We start from the raw sequence: 25,146 nt of genomic DNA on the forward strand, positions 1-25,146 counted from the left end.
CGACCCGCGCCCGCGGTGCCAATGACGACCCGCGCCGAGCACGCATCGTTGGCGGTCTGAGACCGAGTCGTAATGACTTCGGTGGCCGCGGCGATCTACCAACTGATGACTCTACGATCGCGCGCCCTGGTTGCCCTTGCCGCTGCCGTCACGGCCTGCTCTCTGGTGGTCGGTCCCGGCACCGTCGGGCCGACGGCGACCGCGCACGCCGCGCCGATCGTGGCCAAGGACTTCTCCAAGCCGGCCATTGTCATCCTCGGCTACGGGCTCAAACCCGACGGCACGATGCGCACGATCCTGCACACCCGGGTGCTCGCCGGGTTGGCTGTGGCGCAGATCTTTCCGCAGGCACCGGTGATCGTGACCGGCGGGAACCCCCGCAACGGCAACACCGAAGCGGGTCAGATGCGCAAGATGCTGCGCATGCTCGGCCTGCCCGACCATCGCATCATCGTCGAGGACCGCGCCAACAGCACCGTGCAGAACGCGCGCTTCTCGGTTCCGTTGGCCAAGAAGGCCGGCGCGTCGGGGATCATCCTGGTGACGTCGTCATCACATCAGGGTCGCGCCGACGGGAACTTCGCCGACGCCGGCGCCAACGTGCTGGCCACCGTGAGTTTCCCGGACAGCAACCCGACCATCAACGTCACTCAGTTCGTCCGCGACGTCATCAGCCCGTTCATCACCATCACCTGACGGCCGGTCAGTCGAAGCCGCCGCCCAGGTACTCCGCGCGGCAGGCGAGCCGGGCGAGCTTGCCGCTCGTGGTGCGCGGAATCGCCCCGGCAGGCACCACGCGGATATCCGCGACGGTCAACCCGTGCCGCTGCCGCACAGCCTCACGCACGTGCGCGGCAGCGGTTGCCGGGTCGGCACGACCGGTGCCGGTGGCCCGTTCGGCGATCACCACGAGTCGGTCACCGTCGACGGTGAACACCGCGACGTAGCCCCGCCGGATGACCGGCGAAGCATCGGCGACGGTGGTCTCGACGTCGTGCGGATAGTGCAGACGCCCGTCGATCCGCACCACGTCGGCGAGTCGGCCGGCCACGAACAGTTCCCCGTCGAGGTAGAAGCCGAGGTCGCCGGACCGCAACCACTTTCCGTCGCGCCGGGCGCCGTCGGCATGGCTGCCCTCGGCCAAGGTCGAACTCAGCCGGGCATCGAAGGTTCGGGCGGTGTCAGCCGGCCGGTCCCAGTAGCCGCGACCGAGATTGGCTCCCTGCAGCCAGATTTCGCCGACGATGCCGTCGGGTTGCTCGTCCCCGGTGTCCGGGTCGACGATCACACACCAGAGACTGCGCGCGATCCGTCCACAGGACACGTGGCCCAGCGCGTTCGGATGAGAGGCGTCGACGGGCACCACGCGGCCCCGGCTGAGTGCCTCCCGGTCGGTGTACACGATGCGGGCCTGCTCGGACGGTTCGATGGTGGACACGAACAGCGTCGCCTCGGCCAGCCCGTACGACGGTTTGAACGCCGTGGGCGGCAACCCGAACGGTGCGAATGCGGCGTTGAACGTCGTGATCGCGTCGAAGCTCACCGGTTCCGAGCCGATGATCAGCGACACGTTGCGCAGGTCGACGTCCGCGTCGGCCGGTGGCACCCCGCGCGCAGCCGCCCATTCGTAGGCGAAGTTCGGTGCCGCGGTGACCACGCGGCCGGTGCGCGAACCGGCAGACAGCGCCTCGATCCAGCGCAGCGGCCGACGGACGAACGCGGCCGGTGACATCAGCGTGGTGTGGCCGCCGTAAACCGTGGGGAAACCGATCATCGACAGACCCATGTCGTGGTAGAGCGGTAACCAGCTGACACCGTGGGTGTTTCGGTCCAAAAGGTCGATCGAGAGGATCATCTGCACCAGGTTGGTGCCCACCGCGCGGTGGGTGATCTCGACACCGACCGGGGCTCGGGTGGCACCGCCGGTGTACTGCAGGTGGGAGACGTCGTCGACTCCGATGACGGTCGGGGCGAACCCGTGCGCCGCCGAGTCGGGGATGTCGTCGACTATCAGCACCTGCGGCATCTCGAACGACGGCATGGCGCGGAGGAATTCCTCGACCGCGGGGCGTGCGGCCGCGGTCGTCAGGAGCGCAGTCGGGCGCGCGTCGCGTAACGCGACGTCGAGTCGCTCTGTGTGGCCGGGCAACTCGGGTGCGAACAACGGAACGGCGATGGCGCCGGCCCGGATGGCGGCGAAGAACGCGGTGACGTAGTCGAGTCCCTGCGGCGCGAGGATCGCGACCCGGTCACCGCGGGTGGCCACCTGCTGGACCCGGGCTCCGACGGCCTGCATGCGCACACCCAGTTGTTTCCACGTCAGTTCGCGGACGTGGACGCCCGCGGCGCCGGTGAAATCCAGGTAGCGGTAGGCGACGTCGTCACCGACGGCGGCGATGGCGCGCTCGATCAACGAGATGAGCGTGACGCCCGGCGGCAGCTCGATACCGCCGTCCGGGGCCAGACAGTCCTCGATTCGCAGTAGACCCACGGTCTCCTGCCGCTCAGGCGATGATGCGGACCAGATAGGGCGTCATGTTGGCGGTTCGTACCGGCGACACCGCGACACCCTTGTCGGTGGTTTCCACCATCTGTCCGTTGCCGATGTAGAGCGCGACGCTCTGGGTTCCTTCGGGTCCGTAGAAGATCAGATCCCCGGGCAGCGCCATCGACGGCACCACCTTCTGGCCGACCTTGTATTGCTCGCCGGAGGACCGCGGCAGTTTCACCCCGGCGCCGGCATACGCGTAGACCATCAAGCCGGAAGCGTCGAAGCCGACGACCTCGATCCGCGGCGCCGGCGCCGCCGGCAACACCGGGGCCGGCGCGACCGGTGAGAGGTTCAGACCGGGTACCGCCCCGAGCGGATCGGCGGCGACCTGCGGTTCCTCCGGCGTCGGTGCGGCCACGGTGCCCTTGCTGGGACCGGACGCGCCACCGCCGCCGTAGGCGAACGGCACACCGCGCTGGGACAGTGCGCGCGCGATGACGAGGTCGACGGCCTTCTGGTTCGTGGCTGAGCGCGTGATGTCGGCGGTCGCGAGGCCCGGTGTCGCCACCAGCAGCCCGAGGCCGATCATCAGGACAAGGATGCGTCGCATCGCAGTTCCACCGCTTTCCGTTCACGGCGTCGCGCGGACGCCGAGCTCAAACCACAACTGTCACTATGACCACTTCTACACCACGGAGCCGACAGGTCTCGGCGTCGCCGCAGGAGCGTGGACGGACAGATGCGCAACCGGAATCGAACGGTGACCTACGTCGGCGCCCGGCCCTTTAAGGTGGGCGGGCGCCGACGCGCAACGATCTGGGTCAGGACTTGAGCGCGGCCAGCGCGGCGTCGTAGTCCGGCTCCTGGCCGATCTCGGGAACCAGCTCGGTGTAGGTGACCTTGCCGTCGGCGCCGACCACGACGACCGCGCGGGCCAGCAGACCCTCCATCGGACCGTCTGCGATGGTCAGGCCGAAGTCGTCGCCGAAGCTGCTGCGGAACGCCGACGCGGTGGTCACGTTCTCGATGTTCTCGGCGCCGCAGAACCGCTTCTGCGCGAACGGCAGATCCTTGGAGACACACAGCACCGCGACACCTTCGGCGGCGGCACGTTCGTTGAACGTCCGCACGCTGGCGGCGCACACCGGGGTGTCCACGGACGGGAAGATGTTGAGCAGGACGGGCTTGCCGCTGAATTGATCGGTGCCGACGGTGCCCAGATCAGTTCCGACGAGCGTGAAGCTCGGTGCGGCTGATCCGACGGCAGGCAGTTCGCCGGCGGTGTTGATCGGGTTTCCACGCAACGTTATCTGTGCCATGGGCACAGTCTGCCAAGCGCGGTGCCCGCCGGCGCGTCCGGGTCAACCAGCGCCGTAGAAACGAGCCACGTCAGGAGAGTCCAGCCACCCGGCATATGTCGGTCCCTGGGGCCAGCCCTGCGGGGAGTCCTGCCACTCCTCCTGCCGGCCCCACGGCAGGATGTCGATCAACGGGAAGGTGTGGCTGAGTTGTTCGGTGCCGCGCCCGTTCGTGTGCCAGGTGCGGTAGACGGTGTCGCCGTCGCGCAGGAACACATTGACCGCGAAGCCGGTGCCGGGTGCGGCGTCGACGTCTGCGGCGAAGCTGCTCTGCGACGACGAGTACCAGGCCATCGTGTTGCCGACCTTGGTCCGGTAGGCCAGCACCTCGTCGATCGGGCCGGCGGTGACGACGACGAAGCGGGCGTCGAATCTGTCGAGGAACTCCAGGCGCGTGAACTGCGACGTGAACCAGGTGCACCCGCCGCACTGCCATTCGGCGCCGTCGGTCCACATGTGGTTGTAGACGATCAGCTGACTGCGTCCGGCGAAGATGTCGGCCAGCCGGACCGGGCCCTCGGCGCCGATCAGCGTGTAGTCCGGCATCTCGACCATGGGTAGCCGGCGGCGTGCTGCGGCGATCGCGTCGAGCTCCCGGGTCGCGGCCTTCTCCCGGGCCCGCAGCGCGGCCAGCTGTGCGCGCCACGTCGATTCGTCGACCACCGGCGGTAATGCCTCTGGTTGGGTCATTCGGTTCCCTCCACTGTTCGTTCCGACGTCGATACTGACCGGCGGTCGGAGCGGAAGTCATCGGTTGGCAGGATGTCGGCCATGCCCAATTCCTGGTCGACCCAGCTGTGGACGGCGATCACCCCGATCTACGACGCGATCATGTCCCACCCGTTCATCACCGGTCTGACCGACGGCAGCCTGTCCGCGGAGTCGTTCGCGCACTACGTCGCCCAGGACGTGCACTATCTGCGCGCCTACTCCCGCGCGCTGGCCGTGGTCGCGGCCAAGGCCCCGACGTTGGCCGAGACCGCCACGTTTGCCCGGCACTCCGCCGAGGTGTTCGACGTCGAGATGGAACTGCACAACGAGTTGCTGCCGGCGCTCGGACTCAGCGCCGAGGCGGTCGACGGAGTTCCGGTCGGGCCGACCACGCAGGCCTACAACAGCTATCTGCTGGCCACGGTGCACGGCGGCAGCTTCGCCGACGGCCTGGCGGCGGTACTCCCCTGTTACTGGATCTACGCCCGTGTCGGCGCCGCTCTGGCCCAGCAGGGCTCGAAAGACCCGCGCTACCAGCTGTGGATCGACAGTTACGGCGGCGAGGAGTTCGCCGCCACCGTCACCGAGGTGCTCGCGATCACCGACCGCGTCGGCCCGACTCTGACCGCCGAGCAGGAGGTCGTGGCCCGCGAGCATTTCGTCACGACCTCGCGGTATGAGTGGATGTTCTTCGACGCCGGATACCGACGGGAGAACTGGCCCATCTGAGCGCCGCCGCGCCGTAGGGTGAAGCATGGCCATCACCGAAGCTGACCTTCAGTCCGAGACGCCGTTCGAGCGTGAGGTCGCCGAGACCCAGAACTACTTCGACAGTCCGCGGTTCGAGGGCATCATCCGGCTCTACACCGCACGTCAGGTCGCCGAGCAGCGCGGCACCATTCCCGTGGACTACGCGGTGGCCCGCAAGGCTGCGGCCGAGTTCTACCCGCACCTGCGCAAGCTCTTCGAACAGAAGAAATCCATCACCACGTTCGGGCCCTACTCCCCCGGCCAGGCCGTGGTGATGAAGCGCATGGGCATCGAGGGCATCTATCTGGGTGGCTGGGCCACCTCGGCGAAAGGTTCCACCACCGAGGACCCCGGACCCGACCTCGCGAGCTACCCGCTCAGCCAGGTGCCCGAAGAGGCGGCGGGCCTGGTGCGCGCGCTGCTGACCGCCGACCGCAACCAGCGCTACCTGCGTCTGCAGATGACGCCGGAGCAACGCGCGACGACGCCCGAGTACGACTACCGTCCGTTCATCATCGCCGACGCGGATACCGGCCACGGCGGAGATCCCCACGTGCGCAACCTGATTCGCCGGTTCGTCGAAGCCGGCGTACCCGGCTACCACATCGAGGACCAACGTCCCGGCACCAAGAAGTGCGGTCACCAGGGCGGCAAGGTCCTCGTCCCGTCCGACGAGCAGATCAAGCGCCTGAACACCGCACGGTTCCAGCTCGACGTCATGCGCGTGCCCGGCATCATCGTGGCCCGCACCGACGCCGAGGCGGCCAACCTGATCGACAGCCGCGCCGACGAACGCGACCAGCCGTTCTTGCTGGGCGCGACCAACCTCAAGATCCCGCCCTACAAGGCGTGCTTCCTGGCGATGATGCGCCGCTTCTACGACCAGGGCGTCACCGAGATCAACGGCCACCTGCTCTACGCGCTGCCCGACGGCGAATATGCCGCCGCCGAGGGCTGGCTGGAACGTCAGGGGCTGCTCACCGTGATCGACGACGCGGCCCGGGCCTGGAAGGACGGCGCCGAGTACTCCGTCGACGCGGCCTACGACAAGGTCGAATCCAAGTTCGTCGAACTGTGGGAGCAGGACGCCGGCCTGGACACCTACGGCGGGGCCGTCGCCGAGTTGCTCGAGTTCCGCGAACGCGAGGGCGAGCCGTCGGCCATGAGCGTGGCCGAATGGCGCGCGTTCGCCGAACGCGCCCCGCTGTACACCGCGCGGGAGAAGGCCAAGGAACTCGGCGCCGACGTCGCATGGGACTGTGAACGCGCCAAGACCCCGGAAGGTTATTTCCAGGTGCGCGGCGGGATCCCGTATGCGATCGCCAAGTCGCTGGCCGCCGCCCCGTTCGCCGACATCCTGTGGATGGAGACCAAGACCGCCGATCTGGCCGACGCCAAACAGTTCGCCGACGCGATCCACGAGGTCTACCCGGACAAGATGTTGGCCTACAACCTGTCTCCGTCGTTCAACTGGGACACCACCGGAATGTCCGACGAGGAAATGCGGGTGTTCCCCGAGGAACTCGGCAAGATGGGCTTCGTCTTCAACTTCATCACCTACGGCGGGCACCAGGTCGACGGCGTGGCCTCCGAGGAGTTCGCCACCTCGTTGCGCCAGGAGGGCATGCTGGCGCTGGCCCGGTTGCAACGGAAGATGCGGTTGGTCGAATCCCCCTACCGCACACCGCAAACGCTCGCCGGCGGCCCGCGCAGCGACGCCGCGCTGGCTGCGTCGTCCGGGCGCACCGCCACCACGAAGTCGATGGGCAAGGGCTCCACCCAGCATCAGCATCTGGTCCAGACCGAAGTGCCCAAGAAGCTGCTGGAGGAATGGCTGGGCCTGTGGGGCAAGCACTACCAGCTCTCCGAGAAGCTGACCGTGCAACTGCGCCCGCGCCGCGCCGGTTCCGACGTGCTGGATCTACAGATCCTCGGAGACGGCGAGGACCCACTGGCCAACGTCGTGGTGGACCCCATCAAGGATCGGCACGGCCGCAGCATTCTCACGGTGCGGGACCAGAACACCTTCGCCGAGCACCTGCGCCAGAAGCGACTGATGGATCTGATCCACCTGTGGTTGATCCACCGCTTCAAGGCCGAGGTGGTGTACTACGTGACACCCACCGAGGACAACATCTACCAGACCGAGAAGATGAAGGCGCACGGCATCTTCCGCGACGTGTACCAGGAGGTCGGCGAGATCATCGTCGCCGATGTGAACCAGCCGCGCATCGACGAACTGCTGGCCCCCGACCGAGAGGCACTGAGCCGCCTGATCAGCAAGCAGGACTGACCGCGGGGGCCCGGGTCAGGCGGTGAACGTCGGCATCGCCGCCCAGCCCCGCACGGCCGCGGTCTCCGAGGGCTTGGCGTTGTCCCAGTCCACCTCCCAGGTCGGGAAGCGCTTGAGGATCTCCTCCAGCGCGATCCGGCCCTCGAGCCGGGCCAGCGCGTTGCCCATGCAGAAGTGGGTGCCTGCACCGAACGTCATGTGCGAGCGCTGTTCCCGGTGGATGTCGAAGACGTCCCCGTCCGGCGGGAAACGGCGGTGGTCCCGGTTGGCGGCGCCGACGAGCATGAGCATCGCCGAGCCTTCGGGCACCGTCTGGCCGTAGTACTCGACGTCGCGGGTGACGTAGCGGGCGATCTGCAGGGCGGGCGGCTCCCAGCGCAGGATTTCCTCGATGGCCTGCGGGATCAGCGCCGGGTTCTCGACGAGCTCGCGGCGCTGGTCCGGGTAGTCGGCCAAGGTCTTTCCGGCCCAACCGATCAGCCGTGTCGTGGTCTCCGAGCCGGCCGTGGCGATCACGGTCAGATACAACAGCAGCTCTTCGCGGCGCAGCGTGCGCACGGTACCGGTTTCGTCGGTGAACTCTGCGTTGAGCAGTTCGGTCATGATGTCGTCGGACGGGTGTTCGGCACGCCAGTCCAGGAACTCGGCGAAGACCTCGCCGGTGGCCAGAGCCTCGACCTTGTCGTTCTGCAGGCTCTCCTCACCGTGGTCGGTGATCGCGCGCTGCCGGTCCTCCGGGATGCCGAGCAGCATGCCGATCACCCGCATCGGCATCTGCTCGCCGAGATCGTTGACGAAGTCGAACCGCCCGGTGTCGGCGACCGGATCGAGACAGCGCCGGGTGAACTCGCGGATCTGCGGTTCCAGGGCCAGCACCTTGCGGGGCGTGAACATCCGCGACAACAGATTGCGGTGGATGTTGTGGATCGGCGGGTCCTCGAAGATCAAGGTGCCCGGTGGGATCTCCATCCCGGACTTGATGATCTCGAGCAACGCACCGCGACCGGAGATGAACGTCTCGTGGTCGATGACGGCCTTGTTGACGTCGTCGTAGCGACTCAACGCGTAGAAGTCGTGCTGCTCGTTGTAGTACAGCGGCGCCTCTTCCCGGATGCGGGCGAAGACCGGGTACGGGTTCATGTTGAGGTCGACGTTGTACGGGTCGTAGTACAGGGCGGCGTCGGTCGTCGCGGTCATGGAGCTCCTGGGGCTGAAGGTGCTGGGCACCTGCTTAGCAGCCGGGGCCGCGCCGGGTCAAGATCGACACCCGGGGTCCGGATGGGATCAGAGCAGCGCCGCAGTGCGGTGCAACAGGTCACGCCACCGTCCCACGACCGCGGGGTCGGTGACCAGGAACCGCGACAACCGTTCCGGATCCGGGGCGGCGGGCATGGGTGCGGCAGGCAGCAGGCCGTCGGCCGGAAGCAGCGTGCGCGACGCGGAGACGACGTCGGCGTCCCGCAACCAGTCCGGTACCGGACCGGGCGCGAACGGCAGGTCGGGCAGGACCGCGGCCAAGGCCACGTCGGCGGCCAGACCGATGCTCGTGGTCCCGGTGAACGCGACCAGACACGGCAAACCCAGGCGTTCGGCGCGGCGCAGGGCCCGTCGCACTCCCCCGAGCGGACCGCTGCGCAGCACCGCGACGTCGGCGCAGTCGCGATCCAGCGCCAACACCTCCGCATCGACGGCGACCGCCACGTCGACGCGCCTGCGGATCGCCGCCGCGTCGTCGGGCCCGGCGTCGGCGAGCTCGACGACCTCGACGGTGTCGCCCAGGTCGGTGATTCGCGCGACGGCGGCGTCGACGTCGTCGACCTCGATGACGGCCCGGCCGGCCCCGTTGGACACCGGGACGCGTCCCCGCACCGCGTCGGGCCAGCCCACGGTGCTCGGTTCCATCGCCGCGGTCAGCCATCGTGCGGCCAGCGCCGCATTCGCACCGGGCGGCGGGCTGAACTCGCCCCAGCCCTGCGGGCCGTCGAGCAGTACCCCCTCCCGGACGCCCGTGGCGGTCGGGACGGCGAAGACGGGGGCGACGTCGAAGTCGATCAGTGCTCTCACTGCCCGACAAGCTATCTCGTCGCTAGTCTGGCGCCGTGGCCGACGCCCCGTTTCTGCTGCTGTCGATCCGCTCGGAGGACGAAGCGGCCGACGACGAGTACCGGGCGGTGCTGCGCTTCTCGGGTCTCGACGAGCGCGGCGTGCAACGCGTCCGGCTGACCGAGCGCGCGCTCGGTGCCGTGGATCTGCGGCAATGGTCGGGGATCATCCTGGGCGGAGGTCCGTACAACGTCAGCGACGATCCCGCGACGAAATCCCCCACCCAGCGGCGCGTCGAAGGCGAACTGGCCGGACTGCTGGCCGAGGTGATCGCGCAGGACTTCCCCTTTCTGGGGTGCTGCTACGGCATCGGCACCGTCGGTCTGGCTGCCGGCGCGGTCATCGACAAGGTGCACACCGAACCGGTCGGGCCCGTCAGCGTCACCGTCACCGACGCGGGTCGGCGCGATCCGCTGTTCGCCGACCTGCCCCCGACGTTCGACGCCTACGGCGGACACAAGGAGGCCGCGTCGATCCTCCCGGCCGGAATCGAAGTCCTCGCGACCTCGGAAGCCTGTCCGGTGCAGGCGTTCCGGGTCGGCGCCAACGTCTACGCCACCCAGTTCCATCCCGAGCTCGACCTCGCCGGGCTGTGCACCCGCATCGACGTCTACAAGAATTACGGGTATTTCGCGCCGGAAACGGCCGACGCGCTCAAAGACGCTGCGCGACAACACGACGTCACACATCCGATGAAGATCCTGCGCGCCTTCACCCGTCGCTACCGGCGACCGGCGCCTGTCTGACCGGTGTTTCAGGCCTCCGGGAGCTCGAACTGCGCCCGCGCGATCTGTTCCACCATCGGGGCCAGGCGCGACCGGAGGTCGTTGTGGGCGGGGTCCTCGTCGTAGGTGCGGTAGGCCGCGACATCGGCGAAATCCGCGACGATCACGTAATCCCAGTTGCCGTCGCGCAACCCGGCGTCGGTACCGACGGTCATGCGTAGCAGCCCGGGGCAATCGAGGTCCCGCATGCCCTGCTGGATCGCGGCCACCTCGGCCGCGTCGTAGCCGGCGTTCAGCTTGGCCAGCACCACATTGCGGATCACCCGAGCACCGTAGCAGCGCACTCAGTAGGGATTGAGCTGTGCACCGATCAGCGGCGCGATCTTGGCCGCCATGTACTGATGGCCCTTGTCGGTGGGATGGACACCGTCCGCGCCGATCAGATCGGTCCGGCCCACGAACCAGCGCGCGGCGATCGGGTCGACGAACGAGGCCCCGGCCAATTCGGCCTGATAGCTGAGAATGTCGCGGATCCGCAGGATCTCCGGGGGCGGACTGGCCGTGGGCCAGGGCGGGCCGATGACCAAAAGCTTGGCAGCCCGGGCGATCTGACGCGCCAGCTTGAGCGTGCCGTACATCGTGATGGACAAGCGTGCCGGGTCCACCTGCATGTCGTTGCGCGACCCGAAGAACACCACCAGCGCATCGTTGGATTTCACCGACCGCACCGTCAGATCCTCGAAGACGCTGCCCCGGTTGCCGCGTGTGCAGTAGCCGGCACCGCCTTCGGCGGCCACCGTCGGCGTCACCGCGATACCGCGTTCGGAGAGGTCGCGCCAGACCTGCGGAGCCCAGCCGGCAGGCCCGTTGCCGCCCTGGTCGCTGCCGGTGGTGTAGGAATCGCCGATCACCGTCACCCGGTTGGCGACGAAATTCAGGTGTCTCACCTCGTGCCGCTGACCCTCGGGCAACCCGGCAGCCACGCCGCCGAAAAGCAATGCGGCGGCGAGCAGGTACGTCAACAGCCGACTCACCGGACCAGAGTAGTTTCGGGGCCCGCGACCGCGGAGGCGACGCGCCGCAGCGCGCACGATCAACCGACCCGCGCCACCGGGTGCAGATGGCCGTGCACCGCGTCCACCGGCTTCGCAACGTCGGGCCGACGCGGTTCGATCATGCGTCGCATCCAGCGTCGCGCCGGCTCCTCGACGACGTGGTAGAGCAGCGCGGCGCCGAGTCCGGACAGGACCACCAAGCCCAGGACGATCAACTTCGCCGACAGACTCGCGGTCAGGGTGATGTCGAACTGCCGCACCGCCCAGTTCCATGCTGTGTGCACGATCTCGTGGAGCATGTACAGGCTGAACGAGATGTGGCCCAGATAGACCATGGGACGCAGGGACAGCAGTGCCGGTAGCGTGCCCGCGCCGATGGCCACCGCGATCACGAACGGCACGAACAGCACGTCGACCAGTCCACCGGCGTCGAGGATGTCGCCGGGCGGGTGAGCATCCAGGAAGTACAGCCCACCGACGATCGCCGCGCCCAGCGCCAGGGACGCCCAACCGGCGGTCTGCCGGGACCGATCGGACAACTGGAGTTTGCGTACCGCCGCGCACGCCAGCGCACCGGCCAGGAACTGCATGACAATGCGCGGCAACCAACTCCACGGTGTGTAGAACACTCCGCTGGCCAGCAGCAACAGTGTCGGCGGCAACGCTGCGGCGAAGGCGAGCCACATCAGTCCGCGCGCTCTGGTCGCCGCCGCGATCCGGAACACCACGAGGATCAGCCCGCCGAACAGCAGGTAGGCCAACCACTCTGCGCTGATCGACCATGCCGGCCCGTCCCAGCTGGTGCCGTCGAAATACGGCTCGAACCACAGTTGGACCAGCAGCACCTGCCGCCACCAGGCGGTCGCGTTGAGCGACTCCACGACCTCGGGTTCGGCCGGCACGCGGCCCACGTACAGCGTGAAGATGATCCAGGCCGCCGCCAGATGCATGGTCACCAGATAGACCGGCCACACCCGTGCCAGCCGCAGCCACAGGAACCGCAACGTCGCCCTCGTCGACCAGGACTGGCCCATTCGGTCGAGGTAGTTCCAGGTGAGGACGAAACCGCTGAGGATGAAGAACAGGTCGACACCCTGGGCGCCCGAGTTGAGCACCGGAGCCAGGGCGCTGGTGAAACCGGGCGCCGCTTCGGCGAGCAGGGGCCGGAAGTGGAACAGCACCACCCAGAGCGCGGCGACGATACGCAGGCCCGACAAGGCCTTGATCTCTCCGCTGCGCACGCCGCTCATTTCGTCGAATTGAGTTCCGGATGTGTGGTTCGCGCGACGCCGGTGGACGGGAAGGCCAGCTGGAACCGCCTCCCCCGAGCTCAACAGCGGCGACCGATCGGAGGCTACCAGCGGTGCGGCCGGGTTCGGCTGCGCAACGCCGCGTGAGGTTGTCCTCGTCCCGCGCCACCCGGGTATGGTCAAGAAATTGTCAATCGAACAGACTGGCCCGCCCGCAGTGTGCGCCGACGAAAGTGCCGAGGCACATGAGCCTCCTTAATGACGCCGACACCCTGACGTTGCTGCTGGTCGAGGACGACCGCGCCGACGCCATCCTCGTCGAGGAGCTGATCGCCGACACCGGGGCCGACATCACCGTCTCCTGGGCGCAGACGATGTCACAGGCCGAACAGCTGATCGTCACGAAGCGGCCCGACTGTGTGCTGCTCGACCTGCACCTGCACGACGTCGACGGCATGGACGGCCTGACCCGCATCGCGCGCGCCGACGCGACGATCCCGGTGGTCGTTCTGACCGGTCTGAACGACGAGCACTTCGCGTCGGTCGCGGTCGCGTCGGGTGCGCAGGACTACCTCGTCAAGGACCGGGTTGATCCGGAGACCCTGCGCCGCGCGGTGCTCTACGCCATCGAGCGCAAGCGCGCCCAGCTCACCGCGGTCGACCTGCACGCCACCCGCTTGCGGGAACGCGAGAACGCGCGGTTGGAACGCGGCCTGTTGCCGTCGCCGCTCCTGCTGGACAACCCCGGCGTCGAGATCGTCAGCCAGTACCGGCCGAGCCGCGAGAACGCCCTGCTGGGCGGCGACTTCTACGACTTCGTGCAGACGCCCGACCGGACCGTCCACGTGATGATCGGCGACGTGGCCGGGCACGGCCCCGACGAGGCCGCGCTGGGGGTGGCGCTACGCATCGCGTGGCGTGCATTGACGTTCGCCGGGCTGCGCGGATCGGACCGCATGCGGCAACTGGAACGGATCCTGCGGGCCGAGCGCGCCGGCCGCGGCATCTTCGCCACCGTGCTGAGTCTGGCGATCCCGCCGGACGGCCCGATGATCACGGCGGTCCGCGCAGGTCACCCCGGAATGTTGTTGCACGGCGGCGGGACCGTGGAGTGGGTCGAGCCGCCCGGGGGGCCTGCGCTTGGTCTGCGAGCCGGTGACTGGACCCCCGCGGAGGTCGAATTGCCCGAAGGGAAGGGGCTGGTGCTGTTGACCGACGGACTGTTCGAAGGCCACATCGGGCGCGGCAACGAACGCCTCGGCGAGGACGGCCTGCTGGAGCTCGCGCAGTCGTTGGCGGCGTTGCCGGGCCGCGCGTTCGTCGACGCGCTGATCAACGCTGTCGAAGACCGGGCGCAGTCCCAGGGCGGCATCGGCGACGACATCGCCGTCGTCCGGGTGGAGCGGGTTGCGCAGGGATGACTCAACCGCAACAGCGCGACCGGATGTCGGCGCGACTGACAGTGCAGGGCTGGCAGTACCTGGTCATGGCGGTGATGGGGCTCGTGGTCGTCGTCGGTGGGGTCACGATCATGGTGCTGATCAACCGGACGAACGCGGCGACCACCGAGGTCATCGACCAGATCCAGCCGTCGCGGATCGCGGCCTACCAGCTGCAGGCCGCGCTGCGTGACCAGGAGACGGCGGTGCGGGGATACCTGATCTCTGCCGACGAACAGTTCCTGGATCCCTACGAGGACGGGCGGCGGATCGAGGCGGAGACCTCGGCGCAGCTGCGGATCCTCGAACAGGACCGACCCGACCTGCTCGACGACCTCGATGCCATCGAGGAGACCGCCGGCGCGTGGCGCACCGAGTTCGCCGAACCGGCCATCGCGGCAGTTCAGCCGGGCCAGCCGGCCGTGATCCCGACCGAGCTCGCCGATGTCGGCAGGATCGAATTCGACCGGCTGCGTGCACTTTTCGATATCCAGAACCAGCGCCTCGAAGAGGCCCGTGATCGAGGTGTCGCCGAGTTCGAGAACACCCGGACATGGCGCAACCTCATCATGGTCGTGATGCTCGGGGCGTTCATCACCACGATGGTGCTGCTGACGCTGCTGCTGCGTCGAGCCCTGATGCAACCGCTGTCGGCGGTGGCCACCGCATGCCGGCGCGTGGCGCAAGGACATTTCAACGAACGGATCGTCCCACAGGGCCCCAAGGACATCCGCGCGATCGCCGCGGACGTCGAGAACATGCGGCAACGCATCGTCGAGGAACTCGAGTCCTCTCGGGCGGCCACAGCGTCACTCGACGAGCACGCCGAGGAACTGCGCCGATCCAACTCCGAACTGGAGCAGTTCGCCTACGTCGCCTCGCACGACCTGCAGGAGCCGCTGCGCAAAGTCGCGTCGTTCTGTCAGCTGCTGGAGAAGCGCTACGGCGACAAACTCGATGATCGCGGCAAGGAATACATCGGCTTCGCCGTCGACGGCGCCAAACGCATGCAGGTGCTGATCAACGACCTGCTGACGTTCTCGCGGGTGGGCCGATTGAACGCCACCGAGACCGATGTCGACCTCGACACCACCCTCGATACCGCGCTGAGCAACCTGACCACCTCCATCGAGGAATCCGGCGCGGTGATCGAACGGCCGGAGGGTGGCTTGCCCACGGTCAAAGGTGATCCGACGTTGATGTCGATGTTGTGGCAGAACCTGATCGGCAACGCGGTCAAGTTCCGCCGGCCCGACGCTGAGCCCCGCATCGTGATCAAAACCCGCACCGAAGCCGATGCCGAGCAACCGCACTGGCTGATCTCGGTGACCGACAACGGAATCGGCATCGCGCCGGAATTCAGCGACAAGGTGTTCGTCATCTTCCAACGGCTGCACGGCCGCGACGCCTACAGCGGCACCGGTATCGGCCTGGCATTGTGCAAGAAGATCGTCGAGCACCACGGCGGCACCATCTGGATTGACAACGACTACACGGGCGGCACACGCTTTGAATTCACTCTGCCCATCCCCGTGGATGACACGGCAGCACCTGCTTTGGAAGGATCGGCCTCATGACACCCGCTGAACGCGCCATCGACGTGTTGCTGATCGAGGACGATCCCGGCGACGAACTGATCACCCGGGAAGCCTTCGAACACAACAAAATCAAGAACACGCTGCACGTGGCGCACGACGGTGAGGAGGGCTTGGACTTCCTGTACCGCCGCGGTCCGTTCAGCGATGCCCCGACGCCGGATCTGATCCTGCTGGATCTCAACCTGCCGAAATACGACGGACGTCAACTGCTGGAGAAGGTCAAGTCCGACCCCGACCTCAGCCACATTCCCGTGGTGGTGCTCACCACCTCCGCAGCCGAAGAGGACATTCTGCGCAGCTACAAGCTGCATGCGAACGCGTATGTCACCAAGCCCGTCGACCTCGACCAGTTCATGAACGCGGTGCGCCAGATCGACGAGTTCTTCGTGCAGGTGGTCCGGCTCCCCCAGTTCTGACGTGGACCTGCCGCGCCTCGACCCCGACCTGCCGCATCTGGCCGATGTCACGCCGGCAGTTCTGGCCGCCATGGGTGTCGAGGGGTTCGAGACGGGGCTGGACCTGCCCGGCGACGTCGCCGGTGCGTGCGTGCTGCTCATCGACGGTCTGGGCGCCTCGCTACTACAGGAATACGCTGCCGACGCCCCCGTGCTGTCGGGGATGCGTCGACAAACCCTGCAGGTCGGGTTCCCGTCCACGACCGCGGCGGGTCTGGCAGCCGTCGGTACCGGTTGTCGGTCCGGCGAGCACGGGATGGTCGGGATGTCGTTCCTGCTCCCCGATGTCGGGCTGATCAATGCGCTGCGCTGGCGTCCGCACCCGTGGGGTGACGACCTCCGGGGCGCCGCCATCCCTGAGCACGTGCAACCCCGGCCCACGGTGTTCGAGCGGGCGGAGGCGGCGGGGGTGGCGGTCAGTGTCATCTCGGGCGCTCAGTTCAGCGGCTCCGGTCTGACCCGTGCCGTGCTGCGCGGTGGCCGCTACATCGGCGTGCACGCGCTCGGAGACCTGGCCGCGGCGGTGTCGACGGTGATCACCGAGCGGGGCTTCTGCTACGGCTACCACGCCGATTTGGATCTGGTCGGGCACCTGCATGGCCCGGGTTCTGCTGCGTGGCGCTTCGAACTGCGACAGGTGGATCGCCTGGTGGAGTCGATCGTCGAGAACCTTCCGCCGGGCGGTCTCCTGGCGGTGGTCGCCGACCACGGCATGATCCGGCTGGACCCGGCCGAGACCGTGGACGCCGACCGTTCCGAGGATCTGCTCGACGGGGTGGCCGCCCTGGGTGGTGAGGTGCGCGCCCGCCACGTCTACGTGCGCGACGGCGCGCTCGACGACGTCCTGCAGACGTGGCGCTCGGTGCTCGGGGACCGCGCCTGGGTGGTGACGCGTGACGACGCGGTGGCCGCCGGCTGGTTCGGTCCACGGGTCGGTGACGCGGTGTTGCGGCGGGTGGGCGACGTCGTGGCCGCGGCGCGCGGATCCGCCGGCATCCTGCGCAAGACCACCGAGCCGATCGAGTCGTCGCTCGTCGGTCAGCACGGTTCGCTGACCGATGCCGAGCAGCGGATACCGCTGCTCACTGCTGTCGGGGACTGATCAGATCAGGCCGTGCTCGACGCGCAGGCCGTCTGCGCCCCGGCGCGCCGAGACGCTACGGACAAGCGACCGCGAACAGCCGCCACTCTCCGGGAACTCCCTTCAACTCGTGAACCCCTCGCTCCTCGAACTCCAACCCTGACCCGATCACCAGGTCGCGCAGAGTGCTGGACACCAACACCTCGCTGGCCCCTGCCAATGCGCTGACGCGCGCACCGATGTGCACACCGATCCCACCGATGTCGTCGCCGCGAATCTCGCACTCGCCGGTGTGCAACCCGGCACGCACCTCAATGCCCAACGCTTGCACCGCATCTCGGATGGCCATCGCGCAGCGGATCGCGCGCTGCGGGCCGTCGAACATCGCCAGGAAACTGTCTCCCGACGTGTTCACCTCGCGGCCTCTGAAGCGGTTGAGTTGGGTACGGACGACGCCGTCGTGCGCATCGAGTAAGGCGTGCCAGTCTCGGTCACCCATCTCCACGGCCCGGCGCGTCGAACCCACGATGTCGGTGAACAACACCGTCGCCAGCACTCGGTCGTCGGCCACCTCAGGCTGCTCGCCGGTCAGGAACTCGGCGATCTCTTGGAACGAGACTCGCCAAGGTTCAACGATGTGGTACAGGTTGCGGCCCGGCACCTCAACATATCTCGCACCGGGTATGTGCTGGGCGATGAACTTCCCTTTCTCGGGCGGGATGGTGACGCCGTCGGCGTGCTGGACAACAAGAGTCGGCACACGGACTGTCGGAAGGACCGCCCGCACGTCCAATTCGGTGACCAGAGGGAACATGAGAGCGACGGTCTGAGGGCTGGCAGCCAGGCGTTCGTGTCGACCCCAGGTTGCCCGGATCTCCTCGTTCCATGGCATGTCCGGATTATTCAGATGTGGAAGTTTCCCGCTGCCCCACATGCGCGCCAACGCGGCGGGAGCCTTGGCTCGCGCGAAAGCGGTGCCGCTCGCATCCGCGTAACCATCGAGCACGATCAGCGCTGTGGTGCGCGACGAATGGGTCGCCGCGAACAGTGCAGCGGGCGCGAACGCGAAGTTCGACCCGACGAGAACAGCTTCGCGACTCCCCAGGTCGTCCAACACTGCAGTGATGCTGTCCGCCCATTGCTCCAACGTCGGCAACGCCTCAGGTGTTACGGGGTCGGACGCGCCCGTGCCCGGCTGGTCGAAGAAGATCAGCCGCCCGAGCGATGTCATCGCCTCGACCCACCCGTGAAGAGACGGCAGCTCCGGTAGGTGCTCGCAGCAGGTGAACCAGTTCGGGACGAACACGATGTCGCGCGCGCCCGGGGGCGACGCGCGGTAGGCGACGCGCAAATCCCCGTTCAGCGCATAGCGCGTCTCCGAGAACATGGCGGCAGTGTAAGCCTGGTTAGCAGGTCAGGCGGTGTTTATCGGCAGCGTTCAGGCTGCTCGCGATCGTTTCCGTGTGCGCCTTGCGCCGGTTCGATGCCACGACATTTTCGAAAACGTTTCGGTGCGGCACCGACGGCTGGACCGACCGACAACATCCCGACGGAACCATCGAATAGGTCTGCCCAACCGGTCACTCCTACCTCGCTACCTCCAGGTCCTACGCCGCATCAACAAAGCAGTCCTGACCGACGACAGCGAATAACTCGTCCCGGCATCCAACGACGCACCCCCGTTCTGAACAGTCTGTGACTACAGCGGCAGCCTTGGGCGCAGAGTGATTGATGCGCAACGGTTCTCGGTCCGACACCTGCCGGTGATATTGGGGCGCTTATCAACGACTGCTTGCAGTTACGAGAAGCGTTACTACGAAATCTCTTTGAGCTGGATGAACGGCGCGGAGCCGCGCGGGTGCGCATTGCGTAAATGAGGGCCTCTGACACCCGATTTCGTGATGTCTACATCACAAACGCGCTGATTGTGGGGCTGCTCACAGATTTTGGGGTGTTTTAGAGACCCCTGTTAACGTCCGTCCGCATGTTTGCTCTCGCGACTCTCTTGACACTCGTCAATCAGGTGTCGGGGACTCCGTACGTGGTCGGCGGTGATTCACCGTCCGGTACGGACTGCTCCGGACTGGTCTCCTGGGTGACCAACGCCGCAACAGGGCGGCCGGTCTACGGGGACCGGTTCCACACCGGCAACATCGAGAGCGCGCTGTTGGCCCGCGGGTTCCAGTACGGCTCTCAGCCCGGCGCGCTGGTGGTCGGCTGGAACAGCGGTCACACGGCGGTGACCCTGCCCGACGGCACCCCGGTGTCCTCCGGTGAGGGCGGCGGTGTGAAGATCGGTGGCGGCGGCGCCTTCCAGGACCAGTTCACCAATCACATGTTCCTGCCGATGCCGGCCGACGTCCCGCCGGTGCCCGACCCGATGCTGGCCCCGCCGATCAACCCGCTGGCTCCCCCGCCCCCGCCGCCCGGCGACCCGATGGCGCCCCCGCCGCCGCCCGCCCACCCGGTCATGCTCGCCGGCCACGAGGTGCCGCCTCCGCCCCCCGGCGTGCCCCTGTAAGCGGTTGCCGACCGAGATTCAGCTCGCGCTAGCGTCTCTGCCGTGATGGTGCTGCTGCCCCCGTCGGAGACCAAACGCACCGGCGGTGACGGAGTCCCCCTGGACTTGGACACGCTGAGCTGGCCCGCGCTCAACGACGTGCGAGGTGAACTGGTCGACGAGCTGGTCGAACTGGCCCGCGATCGGGAGGCGAGCCGCAAGGCGCTCGGCATCTCGGCCAAACAGGACGCCGAGATCGAGCGCAACGCCACGCTGCGCGCGGCCCCGACGCTGCCGGCCATCCACCGCTACACCGGCGTGCTCTACGACGCACTGGACGCCCAGTCGCTCTCCGGCACGGCCGCGAGCCGCGCGATGTCCCGGCTCGCGGTCGGATCGGCGCTGTTCGGACTGGTACGAGCGGACGACCTCATCCCGGCCTACCGGCTCTCCGCAGGTTCGAAGCTGCCGGGCCGTCCGGGACTGGCCACCCGCTGGCGACCCGTGCTCGAGCCGGTACTCAAGTCGGTGGCCGCCGACGAGTTGGTGGTCGACCTGCGCTCGGGCTCATATGCGGGCCTCGGCCGGCTCTCCGACGCTGTCACCGTCACGGTGGTGGCCGAACACGACGACGGTCGACGCGCCACCGTCAGCCACTTCAACAAGGCGCACAAGGGCCGGCTGGCCAGGATCCTCGCGACCTCCCGCGCCGAGCCCACCGATGCCGCCGGTGTCGCGGCCATCGCGCGCCGGGCCGGGATGCGCGTCGAACGGCAGGACGATCAGCTCACCGTCGTCGTCCCCGCGTGACGCGGCGCCGGTTCAGAACCGGAACAGGTAGTCGGTGGTGTAGAACTCGTCCGGATGCTGCGAGAGCGCGCTCGGACGGGAGATCATCACCCAGGCCCCGGTGGCGCCCTGCTCGATCGGCGCGGTCAACGTCACCGTGCCGCTGCCCGCAGCATCGGTGAACATCGTCGTCGCGGCGACACCGGGATCACCCGGCGCGCAGTACAGTCCGCGCGGCACCTGGATGAGCCGGACATCGTAGGGCGAGTTCAGCTTTCCAGTGGCCATCGCGATGTGTGCGGTCACGGTGCGCCCGTCAGTGCGCATCTCCGCAGCCGCGCGACCGTAGTCGTCGGCCCCCTGGTACGGGTTCTCGGTGAAGTCGCAGTTGCGCAGCTTCTGGGACAGGGGCATCGTGGTCGCGGCGGCCACCGGCACCGGGCCCACCACCGCTGCCGCCGAGACGAGTGCCGTGGTGACGAGCGCGCTCCGCGCGAATCGACGCATGGTGAAATCCTAGATCGAATCCCGGCCGGTAGAAGCGGGATCCGCGCCGTTGACGGCCACCGGTCGGCGCGGCACACTTTTCGCCGATGGCCACGCTGCGGCTCTACCTGCGCCTTCAGGCGATGATGTTCGTCTTCGGCATCGTCGGGCCGATCTTCTTGTTCGTCTACTTCGCCATCCAGCCGGATCCGACTGTCCGCTGGATGTACTGGTGGGGTCTGTTCATCACCTTCGCCGACATCCTGATCGCGCTGTATCTGACCGACTCGATGGCTGCGCGCGAGCGTGCCGACACGAAGCCCGCCGACAGATGACCTGGGGGCAGCCGTGGCCTGCGCCGCCGCCGGGTCCGCGACGTTCCAAAGCCGACCTCGTGCTGTCGATCGCGGTGCTGGTGGTGACGGTGCTGATCGGCCTGATGGGCGCGCTGATCGGGTTCTTCCTGCTGGTGTTCCTCGATCACTGTCCGCCGGAGACCTGCAGTGTGGACGCGGCCGTGAACGCCGTGTTCACCGCGGTGCTCGTCGCCGGCGCCATCGGGTTGACCGGCGGGGTGCTGTCGGTCATCCAGTTGGTGCGCGCCAAGCCGGCTTGGCCCTTCGCCACGGGCACGCTGGCGTTGTGTGTGCTGACCTTGTTCCTCGGCGGAATCGCATACACGGCCGCAGTCGGCGGATAGCACGCTAGTTTGAGCGCATGCTCAGAGACATCCGCGAGCTGATGGATTCGCCGGCGGAGTACGGCGAGGAGTTGCGCCGCCGTTGGGGCGGGTTGCTCAGCTACCGCTACATCGGCCGCAGCTACGCCTCGATGGACCTCGGCCCGGAAGACAACACCGTGGCGGTGCGGCGCGACATGCACGACGGCGCCGGCGGATTACTGCTGGCGGTCCTGGGCATCGCGTCGCCCGAGGGCGGGCACATGACCGACATGGAGGCGGTACCCAACCCGGTGATCCACTCCTGTCAGATTCTCGACCCCGGCGTCGGTGTCAGCCGCTTCGAGGTCATCTCCGAGGAACTCAAGCGCGGCCGCCAGATGGCCTACAGCCGGTCCAAGATCGTCGACGCCGCCGACCCGACCCGGGTGCTGGCGCTGACCGAGGGGCAGGGCATCAGCATCGGCACCCCGCCGGACGGGCTCGGGCGGATGGAACCCAACCCGATGAACATCGTCGACTCCCCCGACCTGCCCCCACTGTGGGAGGTCTTCGGCGGCCGGCTCAGCGACGACGGCTACTGGAGGCTGCCCGAACTGTCGGTCGACGTGGCATCCCCGGACGCCGCGCTGCACATCGGGCCGCAGTTCGTGATGCTCGAGACCGCTGCGCGCCACCGCGCCGTCGAGACGGCCGGCACCGACCGGCTGCACGGGGTGTCGTCGCACGTCATGTTCGTCGCCCGCGGCAAGACCGGGCCGTTCCGCCTGGAGGCCGAGCCGTTGCCCGGCGCCGACGGTCGGGTCGCGGTGCGGGTAGTGATGTACGACGAGGGCGCCGACGACCGGATGACCACGGTCGGGTCCTACCTGTTCGCCACCGCGCCCTGATCGGCGTTTGCAAGACTGTCGCTCATGGCTCTCGACATCGCGCGTCCCAGGCTCGAAGGCAAGGTCCATGTCGGGTCGGACCGTCAGCTCGGGTTCGCCGAGTTCGGCGACCCCGCCGGACGCGCCATCTTCTGGTTGCACGGCACCCCGGGAGCGCGCCGTCAGGTCCCGGTCGAGGCCCGGATGTTCGCCGAGAAGCACGGGATCCGGCTGATCGGTCTCGACCGGCCCGGGATCGGATCGTCGTCACCACACGAGTACCACCGGGTCATCGACTTCTCGCACGATCTGCGCATCGTCGCCGACAGCCTGGGTGTGGAGAAGATGGTGATCATCGGCCTGTCCGGCGGTGGGCCCTACACGCTGGGGTGTGCTGCGGCGATGCCCGATCGCGTGTTGGCGGTGGGGGTGCTCGGCGGGGTGGCGCCGACCCGCGGCCCCGACGCCATCGGCGGAGGACTGATGGGCAACGTCGGGCTGCGGGCAGCGCCGCTGCTCGAGCACGTCGGTGCGCCGCTGAGCATGGTCGCGACCGGGTTGATCCGGCTGATCAAGCCGGTCGCCGAGCCGGTGCTCTATCTCTATGCGAGCGTGTCGCCCGAAGGTGACCGTCGACTGCTGGCCCGCCCCGAGTTCAAGGCGATGTTCCTCGACGACCTTCTCAACGGCAGTCGTCGCCAGCTCGCCGCGCCGTTCGCCGACGTCGTGGTCTTCGCCCGGGACTGGGGCTTCCGCCTCGACGAGGTGAAGGTGCCGGTGCGCTGGTGGCACGGCGACGCCGACCACATCGTTCCGTTCGCGCACGGCCGGCACGTCGTCGGACTGCTACCCGACGCCGAGCTCTACACCCTGCCCGGGGAAAGCCACCTGGGCGGGCTCGGTCAGGCCGAGGCGATCATGACGGCCATGGTCGAGCTGTGGGACACCCAGCACCAGAGCTAGACGTCAGCGCTGCAGCCAGCCCCGCACCGTCGGCAGGTCCTTGCTGTAGGTCTGCATGAGGTCGTCGTGATAGAGCGTGCCACCGCTGATCGCGCTGTCGCCCTGCCACACGATGTGAATGCGGACCACACCCTTGTCGAAGTAGTCGCTGCGCTCGGCGACGCGGTGCCGCCAGCCGGCCTGCTCGGCGAGCGCCGAGACGGTCTGTCGCTCGTCGGTGTCAGCCATCGGTGAATCTCCCGTATCGATCGGTGTCTGCGCCACTCTAGCCCTGGCCGGTCAGCACCCGACGCAACAGATGCATGGCCACGGTGGTGGAGCGCTCGCGGATGTCGGATCGGTCGCCGGGCATGCGCGTGGTGCGCGTGAGCAGACGGACGTCACCGTCCGAGTCGCCCAGCGCGACCGAGAAGCATACGGTGCCCACCGGTTTGGTCTCGGTGCCGCCCCCGGGTCCCGCGATGCCGGTGATGCCGACGGCGGTGTCGGCGCCGAAGCGACGCAGCGCGCCGCGCGCCATCGCTTCGGCGACCGGCTCGGACACGGCGCCGTGTTCGTCGATCAGAGCGGCGTCGACACCGAGCAGGTCGATCTTGGCGTCGTTGGCGTAGGCGACGACCCCTCCCGCGACGTAGGCCGAAGAGCCCGGCCGGTCGACCAACCGAGCGGCCAACAGCCCTGCGGTGCAGGACTCGGCGGTCGCGATCCGGCGACCGCTGAGCAGCGCGGCAATCTGGTCGTCGACCAATGACCCGTCGGTGGAGAAGATCTCGCGGCCGTGCCGGTCGTCGAGCAGGTCGGTCAGCCCGGTGTACACCGCGGCGTCCTGCGGTTCGAATCGCGTGACGATCTCGAGTTCACCGCGGCGCAGGCAGGTGGTGATCTCGAGGCGATCGAACCCCGCGACCGCGCGCTCGGCGTCGCGCAGAGTGTCGGCCAGGCCCGATTCCGGCAGACCGAACATCCGGATGGTGCGTTGTTCGTAGCGGGTCCGACCCGCGAGCGCGGCCTGCACGGCCTCGGTCTCGACGGCGGTCTCCCACATCGGCTGCAGCTCGCGCGGCGGTCCGGGAAGCACCAGCACCGTCGGCGAACCCGGCACCACCACACCGGGTGCGGTGCCCACTGGCGCGAGGACGGTTGCGCCGGCCGGGACCATCGCCTGTTTGCGGTTGGCGGCGCGCACCGCCTCGGCGTCGACGTCGGGGAACCGGGCCATCAGCCGGTCGACGATGCCGTTGATCGTGCGTTCGGTGTCGGCGTCGAGGACCAGCTCCCGGCCGCAGAAGCGCGACACCACCTCGACGGTCAGGTCGTCGGCCGTCGGGCCCAGACCGCCGGTGGTGATGATGAGGTCGACCCGCTGCTCGGCGAGGAACCGCAGCTGCGCCTCGATGTCGGCGGCCCGGTCCCCGCACTGCGTGAGGTGGGCCAGCTCGACACCCAGTTCCAGCAGACGGTCGGCCAGCCACGGGCCGTTGAGGTCGCGGACCCGCCCGGTCAGCACCTCGGTCCCGGTCACCACGATCCCGGCGCGAGCGGTCACGGTGC

At 68.1% G+C, this 25,146-nt stretch carries 27 protein-coding genes; 14 read left to right on the forward strand and 13 right to left on the reverse strand.

The window, feature by feature from the left end; all coding sequences use genetic code 11:
* The first annotated feature begins 105 nt into the window (after positions 1-105).
* A complete protein-coding gene (locus tag ACAG25_RS12700; RefSeq protein ID WP_370488806.1) occupies positions 106-696 on the forward strand; it encodes a YdcF family protein in 591 nt (196 codons plus the stop codon).
* A gap of 7 nt (positions 697-703) precedes the next feature.
* Here the strand turns inward: ACAG25_RS12700 and ACAG25_RS12705 are convergent, their stop codons facing one another.
* From ACAG25_RS12705 to ACAG25_RS12720, 4 genes are all read right to left on the reverse strand, one after another.
* Positions 704-2,527 carry a fatty acyl-AMP ligase gene (locus ACAG25_RS12705; protein WP_370489003.1) on the reverse strand — a complete coding sequence of 608 codons (1,824 nt, stop codon included), beginning with the start codon at positions 2,525-2,527 and terminating at the stop codon, positions 704-706.
* Positions 2,505-3,101, reverse strand: coding sequence for an NlpC/P60 family peptidoglycan-binding protein RipD (gene ripD, locus ACAG25_RS12710; RefSeq protein WP_370488807.1), 597 nt, complete (start codon positions 3,099-3,101; stop codon positions 2,505-2,507). Before ripD ends, ACAG25_RS12705 begins: the two co-directional genes overlap by 23 nt.
* Positions 3,102-3,312: 211 nt before the next feature.
* The gene (tpx, locus tag ACAG25_RS12715) at positions 3,313-3,810 is read right to left on the reverse strand and encodes a thiol peroxidase (RefSeq protein ID WP_370488808.1); all 498 of its coding nucleotides are present in this window, start codon (positions 3,808-3,810) and stop codon (positions 3,313-3,315) included.
* A gap of 42 nt (positions 3,811-3,852) precedes the next feature.
* On the reverse strand, positions 3,853-4,539 hold the full coding sequence (locus tag ACAG25_RS12720) for a DUF899 domain-containing protein (RefSeq protein ID WP_370488809.1): 687 nt from the start codon (positions 4,537-4,539) through the stop codon (positions 3,853-3,855).
* Between the two features lie 72 nt (positions 4,540-4,611).
* On the opposite strand from ACAG25_RS12720, the gene tenA reads away from it, so the two are divergent.
* Both tenA and aceA read left to right on the forward strand, forming a co-directional pair.
* A complete protein-coding gene (gene tenA / locus ACAG25_RS12725) occupies positions 4,612-5,289 on the forward strand; it encodes a thiaminase II (protein WP_370488810.1) in 678 nt (225 codons plus the stop codon).
* Between the two features lie 25 nt (positions 5,290-5,314).
* Positions 5,315-7,603 (forward strand): isocitrate lyase ICL2, encoded by a 2,289-nt coding sequence (gene aceA / locus ACAG25_RS12730; protein WP_370488811.1) that lies wholly within the window; start codon positions 5,315-5,317, stop codon positions 7,601-7,603.
* A gap of 15 nt (positions 7,604-7,618) precedes the next feature.
* Here aceA and ACAG25_RS12735 read toward each other — a convergent pair whose 3' ends face one another.
* Together ACAG25_RS12735 and ACAG25_RS12740 are read right to left on the reverse strand one after the other, a co-directional pair.
* Positions 7,619-8,800, reverse strand: coding sequence for a cytochrome P450 (locus tag ACAG25_RS12735; RefSeq protein ID WP_370488812.1), 1,182 nt, complete (start codon positions 8,798-8,800; stop codon positions 7,619-7,621).
* A gap of 87 nt (positions 8,801-8,887) precedes the next feature.
* Positions 8,888-9,667, reverse strand: coding sequence for an O-succinylbenzoate-CoA synthase (locus ACAG25_RS12740; RefSeq protein WP_370488813.1), 780 nt, complete (start codon positions 9,665-9,667; stop codon positions 8,888-8,890).
* Positions 9,668-9,702: 35 nt separating this feature from the next.
* On the opposite strand from ACAG25_RS12740, the gene ACAG25_RS12745 reads away from it, so the two are divergent.
* The gene (locus tag ACAG25_RS12745; protein WP_370488814.1) at positions 9,703-10,452 is read left to right on the forward strand and encodes a glutamine amidotransferase; all 750 of its coding nucleotides are present in this window, start codon (positions 9,703-9,705) and stop codon (positions 10,450-10,452) included.
* Between the two features lie 8 nt (positions 10,453-10,460).
* Here ACAG25_RS12745 and ACAG25_RS12750 read toward each other — a convergent pair whose 3' ends face one another.
* The 3 genes from ACAG25_RS12750 to ACAG25_RS12760 are packed head-to-tail and all read right to left on the reverse strand — an operon-like array spanning position 10,461 to position 12,736.
* Positions 10,461-10,754, reverse strand: a complete 294-nt coding sequence (locus tag ACAG25_RS12750; RefSeq protein WP_370488815.1) for a Dabb family protein — start codon at positions 10,752-10,754, stop codon at positions 10,461-10,463.
* Between the two features lie 21 nt (positions 10,755-10,775).
* Positions 10,776-11,465, reverse strand: coding sequence for a GDSL lipase (locus ACAG25_RS12755; RefSeq protein WP_370488816.1), 690 nt, complete (start codon positions 11,463-11,465; stop codon positions 10,776-10,778).
* Between the two features lie 59 nt (positions 11,466-11,524).
* Positions 11,525-12,736: an acyltransferase family protein gene (locus tag ACAG25_RS12760; RefSeq protein ID WP_370488817.1), complete on the reverse strand. Its 1,212-nt coding sequence runs from the start codon at positions 12,734-12,736 to the stop codon at positions 11,525-11,527.
* A 245-nt stretch (positions 12,737-12,981) separates the two neighbouring features.
* Here ACAG25_RS12760 and ACAG25_RS12765 point away from each other — a divergent pair, with 245 nt between their 5' ends.
* From ACAG25_RS12765 to ACAG25_RS12780, 4 genes are read left to right on the forward strand one after another with little or no spacing between them, the layout of a single operon-like run.
* Positions 12,982-14,157, forward strand: a complete 1,176-nt coding sequence (locus ACAG25_RS12765) for a PP2C family protein-serine/threonine phosphatase (protein WP_370488818.1) — start codon at positions 12,982-12,984, stop codon at positions 14,155-14,157.
* Positions 14,154-15,752 carry a CHASE3 domain-containing protein gene (locus tag ACAG25_RS12770; RefSeq protein WP_370488819.1) on the forward strand — a complete coding sequence of 533 codons (1,599 nt, stop codon included), beginning with the start codon at positions 14,154-14,156 and terminating at the stop codon, positions 15,750-15,752. Before ACAG25_RS12765 ends, ACAG25_RS12770 begins: the two co-directional genes overlap by 4 nt.
* Positions 15,749-16,189 (forward strand): response regulator, encoded by a 441-nt coding sequence (locus tag ACAG25_RS12775; RefSeq protein WP_370488820.1) that lies wholly within the window; start codon positions 15,749-15,751, stop codon positions 16,187-16,189. Before ACAG25_RS12770 ends, ACAG25_RS12775 begins: the two co-directional genes overlap by 4 nt.
* 1 nt (position 16,190) lies before the next feature.
* Positions 16,191-17,330 carry an alkaline phosphatase family protein gene (locus ACAG25_RS12780; protein WP_370488821.1) on the forward strand — a complete coding sequence of 380 codons (1,140 nt, stop codon included), beginning with the start codon at positions 16,191-16,193 and terminating at the stop codon, positions 17,328-17,330.
* 55 nt (positions 17,331-17,385) lie between these two features.
* Here ACAG25_RS12780 and ACAG25_RS12785 read toward each other — a convergent pair whose 3' ends face one another.
* Complete coding sequence (locus ACAG25_RS12785) at positions 17,386-18,696, reverse strand: adenylate/guanylate cyclase domain-containing protein (RefSeq protein WP_370488822.1); 1,311 nt, start codon at positions 18,694-18,696, stop codon at positions 17,386-17,388.
* A gap of 597 nt (positions 18,697-19,293) precedes the next feature.
* Here ACAG25_RS12785 and ACAG25_RS12790 point away from each other — a divergent pair.
* Entirely contained in the window at positions 19,294-19,830 is a 537-nt protein-coding gene (locus tag ACAG25_RS12790; RefSeq protein WP_370488823.1) for an NlpC/P60 family protein, read from the forward strand.
* A gap of 42 nt (positions 19,831-19,872) precedes the next feature.
* Complete coding sequence (yaaA, locus tag ACAG25_RS12795) at positions 19,873-20,619, forward strand: peroxide stress protein YaaA (protein ID WP_370488824.1); 747 nt, start codon at positions 19,873-19,875, stop codon at positions 20,617-20,619.
* 12 nt (positions 20,620-20,631) lie between these two features.
* On the opposite strand, the gene ACAG25_RS12800 is transcribed toward yaaA, so the two are convergent.
* A complete protein-coding gene (locus ACAG25_RS12800) occupies positions 20,632-21,105 on the reverse strand; it encodes a hypothetical protein (RefSeq protein ID WP_370488825.1) in 474 nt (157 codons plus the stop codon).
* 86 nt (positions 21,106-21,191) lie between these two features.
* Here ACAG25_RS12800 and ACAG25_RS12805 point away from each other — a divergent pair, with 86 nt between their 5' ends.
* From ACAG25_RS12805 to ACAG25_RS12820, 4 genes are read left to right on the forward strand one after another with little or no spacing between them, the layout of a single operon-like run.
* On the forward strand, positions 21,192-21,419 hold the full coding sequence (locus tag ACAG25_RS12805; RefSeq protein WP_370488826.1) for a hypothetical protein: 228 nt from the start codon (positions 21,192-21,194) through the stop codon (positions 21,417-21,419).
* A complete protein-coding gene (locus ACAG25_RS12810) occupies positions 21,416-21,784 on the forward strand; it encodes a hypothetical protein (protein ID WP_370488827.1) in 369 nt (122 codons plus the stop codon). Before ACAG25_RS12805 ends, ACAG25_RS12810 begins: the two co-directional genes overlap by 4 nt.
* Positions 21,785-21,801: 17 nt before the next feature.
* On the forward strand, positions 21,802-22,653 hold the full coding sequence (locus ACAG25_RS12815) for a hypothetical protein (RefSeq protein WP_370488828.1): 852 nt from the start codon (positions 21,802-21,804) through the stop codon (positions 22,651-22,653).
* A 24-nt stretch (positions 22,654-22,677) separates the two neighbouring features.
* Complete coding sequence (locus tag ACAG25_RS12820; protein ID WP_370488829.1) at positions 22,678-23,595, forward strand: alpha/beta fold hydrolase; 918 nt, start codon at positions 22,678-22,680, stop codon at positions 23,593-23,595.
* Between the two features lie 3 nt (positions 23,596-23,598).
* On the opposite strand, the gene ACAG25_RS12825 is transcribed toward ACAG25_RS12820, so the two are convergent.
* Positions 23,599-23,823 carry a hypothetical protein gene (locus tag ACAG25_RS12825; RefSeq protein ID WP_370488830.1) on the reverse strand — a complete coding sequence of 75 codons (225 nt, stop codon included), beginning with the start codon at positions 23,821-23,823 and terminating at the stop codon, positions 23,599-23,601.
* Positions 23,824-23,860: 37 nt separating this feature from the next.
* Positions 23,861-25,141, reverse strand: coding sequence for a competence/damage-inducible protein A (locus tag ACAG25_RS12830; RefSeq protein WP_370488831.1), 1,281 nt, complete (start codon positions 25,139-25,141; stop codon positions 23,861-23,863).
* Positions 25,142-25,146 lie beyond the last annotated feature (5 nt).

The sequence above is a fragment of the Mycobacterium sp. pV006 genome (assembly GCF_041287115.1).
Lineage (GTDB): Bacteria > Actinomycetota > Actinomycetes > Mycobacteriales > Mycobacteriaceae > Mycobacterium.

Excerpts from the sequence above, each read along its gene's own strand:
- ACAG25_RS12700 (WP_370488806.1), top strand. The coding sequence starts at position 106 with ATGACTCTACGATCGCGCGCCCTGGTTGCCCTTGCCGCTGCCGTCACG.
- ACAG25_RS12820 (WP_370488829.1), top strand. The coding sequence starts at position 22,678 with ATGGCTCTCGACATCGCGCGTCCCAGGCTCGAAGGCAAGGTCCATGTC.
- aceA (WP_370488811.1), top strand. The coding sequence starts at position 5,315 with ATGGCCATCACCGAAGCTGACCTTCAGTCCGAGACGCCGTTCGAGCGT.
- ACAG25_RS12825 (WP_370488830.1), bottom strand. The coding sequence starts at position 23,823 with ATGGCTGACACCGACGAGCGACAGACCGTCTCGGCGCTCGCCGAGCAG.
- ACAG25_RS12805 (WP_370488826.1), top strand. The coding sequence starts at position 21,192 with ATGGCCACGCTGCGGCTCTACCTGCGCCTTCAGGCGATGATGTTCGTC.
- ACAG25_RS12800 (WP_370488825.1), bottom strand. The coding sequence starts at position 21,105 with ATGCGTCGATTCGCGCGGAGCGCGCTCGTCACCACGGCACTCGTCTCG.
- ACAG25_RS12735 (WP_370488812.1), bottom strand. The coding sequence starts at position 8,800 with ATGACCGCGACGACCGACGCCGCCCTGTACTACGACCCGTACAACGTC.
- ripD (WP_370488807.1), bottom strand. The coding sequence starts at position 3,101 with ATGCGACGCATCCTTGTCCTGATGATCGGCCTCGGGCTGCTGGTGGCG.
- tenA (WP_370488810.1), top strand. The coding sequence starts at position 4,612 with ATGTCGGCCATGCCCAATTCCTGGTCGACCCAGCTGTGGACGGCGATC.
- ACAG25_RS12770 (WP_370488819.1), top strand. The coding sequence starts at position 14,154 with ATGACTCAACCGCAACAGCGCGACCGGATGTCGGCGCGACTGACAGTG.
- ACAG25_RS12760 (WP_370488817.1), bottom strand. The coding sequence starts at position 12,736 with ATGAGCGGCGTGCGCAGCGGAGAGATCAAGGCCTTGTCGGGCCTGCGT.
- ACAG25_RS12810 (WP_370488827.1), top strand. The coding sequence starts at position 21,416 with ATGACCTGGGGGCAGCCGTGGCCTGCGCCGCCGCCGGGTCCGCGACGT.
- ACAG25_RS12775 (WP_370488820.1), top strand. The coding sequence starts at position 15,749 with ATGACACCCGCTGAACGCGCCATCGACGTGTTGCTGATCGAGGACGAT.
- ACAG25_RS12785 (WP_370488822.1), bottom strand. The coding sequence starts at position 18,696 with ATGTTCTCGGAGACGCGCTATGCGCTGAACGGGGATTTGCGCGTCGCC.
- ACAG25_RS12765 (WP_370488818.1), top strand. The coding sequence starts at position 12,982 with ATGAGCCTCCTTAATGACGCCGACACCCTGACGTTGCTGCTGGTCGAG.
- ACAG25_RS12790 (WP_370488823.1), top strand. The coding sequence starts at position 19,294 with ATGTTTGCTCTCGCGACTCTCTTGACACTCGTCAATCAGGTGTCGGGG.
- ACAG25_RS12815 (WP_370488828.1), top strand. The coding sequence starts at position 21,802 with ATGCTCAGAGACATCCGCGAGCTGATGGATTCGCCGGCGGAGTACGGC.
- ACAG25_RS12720 (WP_370488809.1), bottom strand. The coding sequence starts at position 4,539 with ATGACCCAACCAGAGGCATTACCGCCGGTGGTCGACGAATCGACGTGG.
- tpx (WP_370488808.1), bottom strand. The coding sequence starts at position 3,810 with ATGGCACAGATAACGTTGCGTGGAAACCCGATCAACACCGCCGGCGAA.